The sequence below is a fragment of the Bradyrhizobium sp. genome (genome assembly GCF_019244115.1).
Taxonomy (GTDB): Bacteria; Pseudomonadota; Alphaproteobacteria; order Rhizobiales; family Xanthobacteraceae; genus Bradyrhizobium.
In genome coordinates this window covers 1-8,794 of the sequence record NZ_JAFATE010000768.1, presented here as the reverse complement: position 1 = coordinate 8,794, position 8,794 = coordinate 1, and the positions used below count along the sequence as shown (strand labels likewise).

Genomic DNA, 8,794 nt, shown 5'->3' with positions numbered 1-8,794 from the left:
TCGCGGCGAAAAATGGGATCCCAGCCGCTACGCCTTGCGGTGAACTGAGCGAGCGCGTCTTTCTCGCGCTCGGTCCATGACCGAGCGCATGCCAAGCCGACAGACCGGCGAGCGGACGGGGTCAAGGCCTTCAGCCGCCGAAGGCGGTGGCGCGTCTTCGCGCCAGCCTTGAGGCCGGCCGATCGCCGGTCTACCTCTCAGCACAGTTGCTCCCTGGGAACCGGGCTTTCTTGCTCCCATCGCCCGCGAGATCATCATCTCGCGAACTTGGCCTCAGCGTCGGGAGACCAGGACCACGCGCTTTCGCCGTCCGCGCCGACGATGCTCGTCCGGCATCATCCTCGCGTCCACCGCATGCCCGCCCCACGTGTCGTGACGATCGCGATACGCCCTCTGCATCGAGGCGGGGTGACAGGAGCAAATCATATCTTTCTGAAAAACGGAATCAGAATATTTTTGCGCCAGGCACTGGACAATAGAATCAGCGTTGAATCACCTCACGAAATTCGATTCTTGGCGCACGTGATCCAGCCGCTTCACGGACCAATCGAGGGCGTGCCTCATGAAAAACAGCGGCCTGCAAGGGCGAATCAGCCGGCCCTGCTTCAACCTGGGCGCGAAACATCACCTTTGTGCCACCTATCCCGATCGCGAATGGCTGGCATGAAGCAATGCGCGACGCCGAACTGCGATTTCCGGAGACTTAAAGAAGAGTAAGAGGTCAGGGTGTCCGTCAGCGACACCCGCGTAATTTTATTTCAATCATCCGCTCTTTGAAAAAATTCACATTTTCGCCTTGAGTGTTTCATCGCGAGCTGCGCGACGAAACAATTTGGCGCGCGCACGAAACCATTTTCCCCCTTCCGTGCAGACGTCCCGAAACGCTGGCCCATTAACACTTCGGCCAACAACGCGCCGGCGGAAACGCCGAACTGGGAGCCTGTCATGCAAAACGTCATCGCCATCAACGACGCTGCCAGCCAGGGCATCATTGCTGCTCAGGCGACGTCGGACGAAATGCTGCTGGAGCGCATTGCCGACGGCGACCGCACATCCATGCACACCTTCTACGCGCGTCACAACGTCCGGGTCTATCGCTTCATCCTGCGCATCGTGCGCGATGCGACGATGGCGGAAGACCTGGTCAGCCAGGTGTTCCTGGACGTCTGGCGCACGGCGGGCCAATTCGAGCGCCGCTCGCAGGTCTCGACCTGGCTGCTGTCGATTGCGCGCTTCAAGGCGCTGACCTCGCTGCGCCAGCGCCGCTACGAAGACATCGACCAGGAAGAGGTGCGGGAAATTGCCGACGAAGCCGACACGCCGGAAACGTCGCTGGACCGCCGCACCACCAGCGCCATCCTGCGCGCCTGTGTCGCAAAACTGTCGCCGGCCCACCGCGAGATCATCAACCTCGTCTACTACCACGAGAAGTCGGTGGAGGAGGTCGGCGCCATCATCGGCATCCCACAGAGCACGGTGAAGACCCGCATGTTCTATGCCCGCAAGCAGCTCGCTGACCTGCTCAGGGGCTGCGGCGTCAACAGCATCGCAGCCTGAAAGTTCAATTTGTTCAATATCTTGAGCGAGTCACGAAGAGTTCAGCGGTCAACTGCGCCTCACCCGCGATGAAACAAATGAAACAATTCGCGAAATCACTCTGAAAAGGTCATCTGGTAGAAACAGGCTGAAACGGTTTCGAACCTCCCAATTGCCTCCAACGGCCCGGCAGGGATGCCCCCCTCCGGGTCGTTCGCGTTTGCGCTAACTGCTGATCCGCACGATTTCTGGTCACGCCCTGACAGGCGTGATGGTTCGGTCGATGCATCCCGGGAACGGCGGCGCGTTCACTCTGATTTTCCATGCTGACGGCGATGACCGGCATGGCAGATCGATCGTGCGATCCGCAAGCTCTTGAAGATGAACGACCGGTCGTGCACGCGCTGTTCATCGTTTGCTCGTTGCAGCATCAAGCCGCAGGACATTCGGCTTGACGGAACGCGGCACCTCATGGAGGTTGGCCCGCACCTCTGACGCCAGATTTTTGACCACAAGTCTCCGCTGACCGGCTTTCGATGGACAAGGCGGCCACACTGGACGCAACGACATCAGGCGACGTACGCCTGCGCAAGGGCTCCTCGCTCAAGGAGCGGCTGATCCGGGCGGGTTCCGGGCTCGTGGTTCTGCTGATCGCCACCCCCGAATTCATCGCTTGGATCTCGGGCGGTCCGCCGCCCGGTCTCGGCGCCTTGTTCGCACTGCCGCTCGGATGGTTCCTGATCGGCGGCGCCGCGCTCGAACGCAATGTCGCCTGGATCATCACGCGCACCGGCATCATCACCGGCGAACAGCGTCCACCGGGCGGGGTGCGCAAGCGCCTGATCGAAGCCCGCGAGATCGCCAGCCTTCAGGTGCGCAAGAACAGGCTCGCCTATCCGGCAAGCTTCAGCCTCGTCTGCCGGCTTGCTTCAGGCGACGTTTTGGTATCGCCACCGCTGCCGGACGTCACGCGGGTCAATGAGACCTGCGCGGACGTGGCCCGCCTGCTCGGCCGTTCGGACGTCACGCCGGTCGACAATCCGCTCGATGCCATGAATGCCGAAATCCGGCTCGGTTCGTCGATCAGCTTCGACCACGTCCGCGACATCCGCAGGGGCATCGTCGTGCTGACTGGTCTCGGCAGCCTTCCGCTCGCGATCGCGCTGCTCTCCGGACTATTGTCCTGGACCGGCACCGGCCTCTGGGCGCTCGGCCTGCTCGTTGCCCTGGCACTGCATCGCTACGCGTATCTGATGGTCGGCAAGGCCTGGGTGATCCGGCAAGGCGAGATCAGCATCCAGCGGGTCTCGCTGAACGGGCGGCCTTCGGCGCAAACCATCCGCAGCAGCGACATCGAAGCCGTCGACCTCGGTCGCAACCGCTCGGATGAAGGCAATCTCTTCACCATCAAGATCCGGCTGCGCACCGGCAAGACGTTGCGCAGCCCGAGCAGTCACGACGAGGACCAGGCCCTCGCGGTGCGCGCCGAAATCATCCGGCGGCTCGGCCTTCGTCACTCAGCGAACAGTTCGATCTGAGCCGCGAGCACTGCGAGCCATCACCCGCTGTCATTTCGGGGCGCGCGAAGCGCGGACCCGGAATCTCGAGATTCCGGGTCCGGTCCCATCGGGCCGCGCTATGCGCGGACCCGTTGAGACCGTCCCGGAATGACGTGCGTAACCGGGTGCCTTGAAAACATCGTCAGGATCGACTTTATGAGTGTCGCATCGGCCCCCAGGACCTCGCCGACCTCTTGAAGTCCTTCGGGGGCGATCACGACAGGAGCCCCTGATGTTCGATGGCTTCGACCCGGTGACGCTCGCCCGGGCGCAGTTCGCGTTCACGATGTCGTTTCACATCGTCTTTCCCGCCTTCTCGATCGGACTTGCGAGCTACCTCGCGACGCTGGAAGCATTGTGGCTGTGGACCGGCCGTTCGGTCTATCTCGATCTGTTCAAATACTGGCTAAAGATCTTCGCCATCGGTTTTGGCATGGGCGTGGTCTCCGGCATCGTGATGTCCTACCAGTTCGGCACCAACTGGTCCGCCTATGCCGACAAGACCGGCCCGGTGATCGGCCCGCTGATGGCCTATGAGGTGATGACCGCGTTCTTCCTCGAGGCCGGCTTCCTCGGCGTCATGCTGTTCGGGCTGGAGCGCGTTGGACCAAAGCTGCACTTCCTGGCCACGCTGATGGTGGCGATCGGCACGCTGATCTCGGCGTTCTGGATTCTCTCCGCCAATTCCTGGATGCAGACGCCCACCGGCTATGCGCTCAACGCCGACGGGCAGTTCGTGCCGGCGGACTGGTACAAGGTGATCTTCAACCCGTCCTTCCCCTATCGCCTGGTCCACATGGTGCTCGCCGCCTATCTGACCACGGCGTTCGCAGTCGGCGGCGTCGGCGCCTGGCATCTGCTGCGCGACCCGCACCAGGCGGGCAGCCGCGTGATGTTCTCGATGGCGATGTGGATGGCAACGCTCGTCGCCCCCATCCAGATTCTCGCCGGTGACCAGCACGGCCTGAACACGCTCGCGCACCAGCCGACAAAAATCATGGCCATGGAGGGCCATTTCGAAAGCCATCCGGACGGCGCGCCGCTGATCCTGTTCGGCCTGCCCGACGAGAAGGCGGGCCGCATGGACTATGCGGTCGAGATCCCGAAATTCGGCTCGCTGATCCTCCAGCACAACCCGGATGCGCCGATGAAGGGTCTCGACACCGTGCCCCGGCAGGACTGGCCGCCGGTGTTCATCCCGTTCTGGTCGTTCCGGATCATGGTCGGCATGGGGCTTTTGATGTTCGCGCTTGGCCTGTTCAGCGCCTGGGAGCGCTGGCGCGGCAGGCTGTACCAATCGCGCCTGCTGCATGTGCTGGCCATCCTGATGGCTCCGGCCGGCTTCATCGCGGTGCTCGCGGGCTGGATCACGACCGAGACCGGGCGCCAGCCGTTCACGGTCTACGGCCTGCTGCGAACCGCCGAGTCCGCTTCGCCGCTGGCCGCCCCCGCGGTCGGCTGCTCGCTGATCGCTTTCGCGATCGTCTACTTCACGGTGTTCACGGTGGGCGTGGTCTACATGCTGCGCCTGATGGCGCATCCGCCGCATCCCGGCGAGCCCGGCGTGCCGCGCGACATACCGGCCCGCGCCGCCGGCATCACGCCCGCAATCGAGAGTGTGGTGCCATGAGCGCAACGATCGACCTCACCACCGTCTGGGCGTTCATCATCGCATTCGCAGTCTTCGTCTATGTGGTCATGGACGGATTTGATCTCGGGCTCGGCATCCTGTTTCCGCTGTTTCCAGCGAAAGAGGATCGCGACACCATCACCAACACGGTGGCCCCGGTCTGGGACGGCAATGAGACCTGGCTCGTGCTCGGCGGCGGCGGACTGATGGCTGCGTTCCCGCTCGCCTATGCGGTGCTGATGCCGGCGCTCTACACGCCCATGATCGCGATGCTGGTCGGCCTGATCTTTCGTGGTGTCGCCTTCGAATTCCGCTGGCGCACGACGGCGCAGCGCAATCGCTGGGACATCGCCTTCGCCGGCGGCTCGTGGCTCGCCGCGTTGGCGCAGGGCATCGCGCTCGGCGCGATCCTGCAGGGCGTGCATGTCGAGGGACGGCAATATGCCGGCGGCTGGTGGGACTGGCTGACGCCGTTCAGTATCCTGACCGGCGTCTCGCTCGTAGTCGGCTACGCGCTGCTCGGCTCGACATGGCTGGTGCTGAAGACCGAGGACCGGCTGCGTGACCGCGCCTACGGCCTCAGCTGGTGGCTGCTGCTGGCCATGCTCGTTGCCATCGTCGCGGTCAGCCTGGCGACGCCGCTGCTGAGCATCCACTATTCGCAGCGCTGGTTCGCCTGGCCGAACATCATCGCGACCGCGCCGGTGCCCGTTGCGGTCGTCGCCGTGACGGTGCTGCTGCTCGGCAGCCTCGCCAAGCGGCAGGACACCAGGCCGTTCTTCCTCACGCTCGCACTGTTTGCGCTGTCCTATGCTGGGCTCGGCATCAGCATGTATCCCTATATCGTGCCGCAGAGCATCACGATATGGCAGGCGGCCGCCCCGCGCGACAGCCAGCTCTTTCTGCTGGTCGGGGTTTCATTCCTGATTCCGCTGATTCTTATCTATACCGGCTGGAGCTACTGGGTATTCCGCGGCAAGGTGAAAGCGGGAGCGGGCTATCATTGACGGGACGGCCGTTGAGACAACGCCTGCTGTGGTTCGTCGCGCTGTGGCTTTGCGGCGTCGGCAGCGTCGCGCTGCTCTCGTTCGGCTTGCGGCTGTGGCTGATGCCGAGATGATCACGCGGTTGGAAAATCGTGCCGTTTGTTCGGCTGTCATGCCCCGCTTCAAGCAGGGCATCCAGTACGCCGCGGCGCCTCGGCTCATGCCTCGCTGTCTCTGGAATACGGGATCGCCCGGTCAAGCCGGGCGATGACGACATGGTGACATTCCAGCGAAAGATGAACGGACTGCCATGACCTTGCCATCAAGCTCGCCCTGAGATTTGATGGGTGGAGACATCTGAATTTTGAGGCAACTTGGCGGCCGGGGCCGCAAGGAGCGCATTGCATGTTGGAATTTCGTCACCTGTTCTGCAGCACGATCGCAGCGGTTGGCCTCATCTTCTCAACCGCACACAGCTACGCGCAGCAGCCGCAGAGCGATCCCGGCGATCAGCCTGGTCTGATCGCCGACGACACCTACGAGCTCGATCCGGAATGGCAGAAACAGGTGGTGTACTACCGGACCACCGAGGCGCCGGGCACCATCATCGTCGCCACCGCCGAACGCCACCTCTATCTGGTGCAGCCCGGCGGCCGCGCGATCCGTTACGGCATCGGCGTCGGACGCGACGGTTTTCAGTGGCAGGGCCTGCTGAACATCACCAAGAAGGCGGAATGGCCGGACTGGACCCCACCGCCCGAGATGATTCAGCGCCAGCCCTATCTGCCGCGCTTCATGGCGGGCGGCCCGGGCAACCCGCTCGGCGCGCGCGCGATGTATCTCGGCACCACGGTCTACCGCATCCACGGCACCAACCGGCCGGATACGATCGGCACCAAGGTCTCATCGGGCTGCTTCCGCCTGGTCAACAACGACGTCAGCGATCTCTACGACCGCGTGCCGGTCGGCACCAGGGTGGTTGTGCGGCAGAAGCCCGAGCTCTGACGTCTCGCGGCAAAAGCGTGCATTTTCCCGATTCATTGGCGAGAGATCAATCATGCGCACATTTCGAGGCGGCCTCCTGATCGGGCTCGCGGTTGCCGTGCTGGTGGCAGTCGTCGCAATCATTTACGAGTTCTACGACACCCGCACGCTGAAGCGAACCGTCCGCCGCGGCGAAGTCTATTGCGGCGTCAATGTCGGCCTGCCCGGCTTCTCGAGCCAGGACGAGAAGGGCAACTGGACCGGTTTTGACGTCGATTTCTGCCGCGCGGTCGCGGCCGCGATCTTCGATGACCCGGCAAAGGCGAAATTCATCCCGCTCGAAGCCAGCGAGCGCTTCAAGGAATTGCAGAACCGCAAGGTCGACATCCTCTCGCGCAACTCGACCTGGAGCATGTCGCGCGAACAGAACTACGACCTCTATTTCCCGGCGGTCGCCTATTACGACGGCCAGGGTTTTATGCTGCCCCGCGCCCGCAACATCGAGAGCGCGCTCGACCTCAACGGCAGCAAGGTCTGCGTGCAGGGCTCGACCACGACCGAGCTCAATCTCGCCGACTATTTCCGCGCCAACAACATGAAATTCGAGGAGATGAAGTTTCCCAAGCTGGAGGAGGTCATCAAGGCCTATGATTCCGGCAAATGCGACACGTTTACCGCCGACGTCTCGCAGCTCTATGCGCTGCGGCTGAACATGACCAAGCCGAACGATCACATCATCCTGCCCGACGTCATCTCGAAAGAGCCGCTCGCGCCCGTGGTGCGTCAGCGCGACGACGACTGGATGATGATCGTCAAATGGACGCTCTATGCGATGATCGATGCCGAGGAGCTCGGCGTCAATTCGAAGAACATCGACGAGGCGCTGAAATCGAAGAAGCCGGAGGTGATGCGCCTCGTCGGCACCGAGGGCAGCTATGGCGAGGACCTCGGGCTGACCAAGGACTGGGCGGTGCGCATCATCCGCCATGTCGGCAATTACGGCGAGGTCTATGACCGCAATGTCGGCGCGGAGTCGAAACTGCACATTCCGCGCGGCATGAACCAGCTCTGGAATGCCGGCGGCATCCAGTACGCCCCGCCAATAAGGTAGCCATTCGCTCGAGCAAGCCCAAACTCAACTCGTCATCACCTGCGAAAGCGGGTGATCCAGTATCCCAGAGACGTCAGTGCTTGAGCCGATAAGGCGCGGCGTACTGGATCGCCCGGTCAAGCCGGGCGATGACCACTATTGGCGAGGTGAACGCGCGCCATCAATATCCCCGCAGCCGCGCCAGCTGGTCGGCGTGGAAATTGGCGTCGCCCAAAAACTCCTCGCAGACCCGCGCGCGCTTCATGAAGAAGCCGATGTCGAACTGGTCGGTCATGCCCATGCCGCCATGCATCTGCACGCCCTCCTGCACCGCGCGCGTCGCGGTGGTGCCGGCGCGCGCCTTGGCGACGGCGACCGCGGCGGCCGCCTCGGTGACGTCGGCGTCGAGTGCCTGCAGCGCTTTCAGCACCGCGGCGCGGGTGATCTCGATGTCGATGTAGAGCTGCGCGGCGCGATGCTGCAGCGCCTGGAACTCGCCGATCGCCTTGCCGAACTGCTTGCGCTCCTTCAGGTAGGTCACGATGCGGCCGAACACCTCCTCGGTGAGCCCGAGCATTTCCGAAGCAACCGCGCCGCGGCCGATGTTGAGCACGGCTTCCAGTAACGGTGCGCCGCCGTCCACCTCGCCGAGCACATGATCGGCGTCGACCTCGACCTGATCGAACACGATGCGGGCGGCGTTGTGGGCATCGACCATCACGGTGCGCTCGACTGCGACGCCCCTGGCTTTGGGATCGACGAGAAACAGGGTCAGCCCGTCGCGCTCGCCGGGTGAGCCCGCGCTGCGCGCCACCACGATCAGGAGATCGGCGACATGGCCATCGACGACGAGCGCCTTGGCGCCGGAGAGCCGAAAGCCGTTGCCGGAGCGAACAGCCTGCATCTGTGTGTGGAGCGGCCGATGCTTCGGGCCCTCATCGATCGCAAGCGTCGCGAGCAGCGCACCTGAGGCAATCCTCGGCAGATGCTCCTGCTGCTGCGCGGCACT

The 8,794-nt window shown here is 63.4% G+C and carries 8 protein-coding genes; 7 read left to right on the top strand and 1 reads right to left on the bottom strand.

Annotation, left to right across the window (positions count from 1 at the left end; translation table 11 throughout):
* Positions 1-945: 945 nt before the first annotated feature.
* The 7 genes from JOZ76_RS32870 (at position 946) to JOZ76_RS32840 (ending at position 7,806) form a co-directional block, all read left to right on the top strand.
* Positions 946-1,557, top strand: a complete 612-nt coding sequence (locus JOZ76_RS32870) for a sigma-70 family RNA polymerase sigma factor (protein ID WP_291705546.1) — start codon at positions 946-948, stop codon at positions 1,555-1,557.
* Between the two features lie 515 nt (positions 1,558-2,072).
* Positions 2,073-3,074 (top strand): hypothetical protein, encoded by a 1,002-nt coding sequence (locus tag JOZ76_RS32865; protein WP_291705545.1) that lies wholly within the window; start codon positions 2,073-2,075, stop codon positions 3,072-3,074.
* Between the two features lie 253 nt (positions 3,075-3,327).
* Positions 3,328-4,725 (top strand): cytochrome ubiquinol oxidase subunit I, encoded by a 1,398-nt coding sequence (locus JOZ76_RS32860; protein WP_291705544.1) that lies wholly within the window; start codon positions 3,328-3,330, stop codon positions 4,723-4,725.
* Complete coding sequence (gene cydB, locus JOZ76_RS32855; RefSeq protein WP_291705543.1) at positions 4,722-5,732, top strand: cytochrome d ubiquinol oxidase subunit II; 1,011 nt, start codon at positions 4,722-4,724, stop codon at positions 5,730-5,732. Before JOZ76_RS32860 ends, cydB begins: the two co-directional genes overlap by 4 nt.
* On the top strand, positions 5,729-5,845 hold the full coding sequence (locus tag JOZ76_RS32850) for a DUF2474 domain-containing protein (RefSeq protein ID WP_291705542.1): 117 nt from the start codon (positions 5,729-5,731) through the stop codon (positions 5,843-5,845). Before cydB ends, JOZ76_RS32850 begins: the two co-directional genes overlap by 4 nt.
* A gap of 271 nt (positions 5,846-6,116) precedes the next feature.
* Positions 6,117-6,716, top strand: a complete 600-nt coding sequence (locus JOZ76_RS32845) for a L,D-transpeptidase (protein ID WP_291705541.1) — start codon at positions 6,117-6,119, stop codon at positions 6,714-6,716.
* 52 nt (positions 6,717-6,768) lie between these two features.
* Positions 6,769-7,806, top strand: coding sequence for an amino acid ABC transporter substrate-binding protein (locus JOZ76_RS32840; protein WP_291705540.1), 1,038 nt, complete (start codon positions 6,769-6,771; stop codon positions 7,804-7,806).
* A 160-nt stretch (positions 7,807-7,966) separates the two neighbouring features.
* On the opposite strand, the gene JOZ76_RS32835 is transcribed toward JOZ76_RS32840, so the two are convergent.
* On the bottom strand, positions 7,967-8,794 hold an 828-nt coding region (locus tag JOZ76_RS32835; protein WP_291705539.1), incomplete at its 5' end, for an acyl-CoA dehydrogenase.

Coding starts and splice junctions, on each gene's coding strand:
- JOZ76_RS32845 (WP_291705541.1), top strand. CDS start 6,117: ATGTTGGAATTTCGTCACCTGTTCTGCAGCACGATCGCAGCGGTTGGC.
- JOZ76_RS32860 (WP_291705544.1), top strand. CDS start 3,328: ATGTTCGATGGCTTCGACCCGGTGACGCTCGCCCGGGCGCAGTTCGCG.
- cydB (WP_291705543.1), top strand. CDS start 4,722: ATGAGCGCAACGATCGACCTCACCACCGTCTGGGCGTTCATCATCGCA.
- JOZ76_RS32840 (WP_291705540.1), top strand. CDS start 6,769: ATGCGCACATTTCGAGGCGGCCTCCTGATCGGGCTCGCGGTTGCCGTG.
- JOZ76_RS32865 (WP_291705545.1), top strand. CDS start 2,073: ATGGACAAGGCGGCCACACTGGACGCAACGACATCAGGCGACGTACGC.
- JOZ76_RS32870 (WP_291705546.1), top strand. CDS start 946: ATGCAAAACGTCATCGCCATCAACGACGCTGCCAGCCAGGGCATCATT.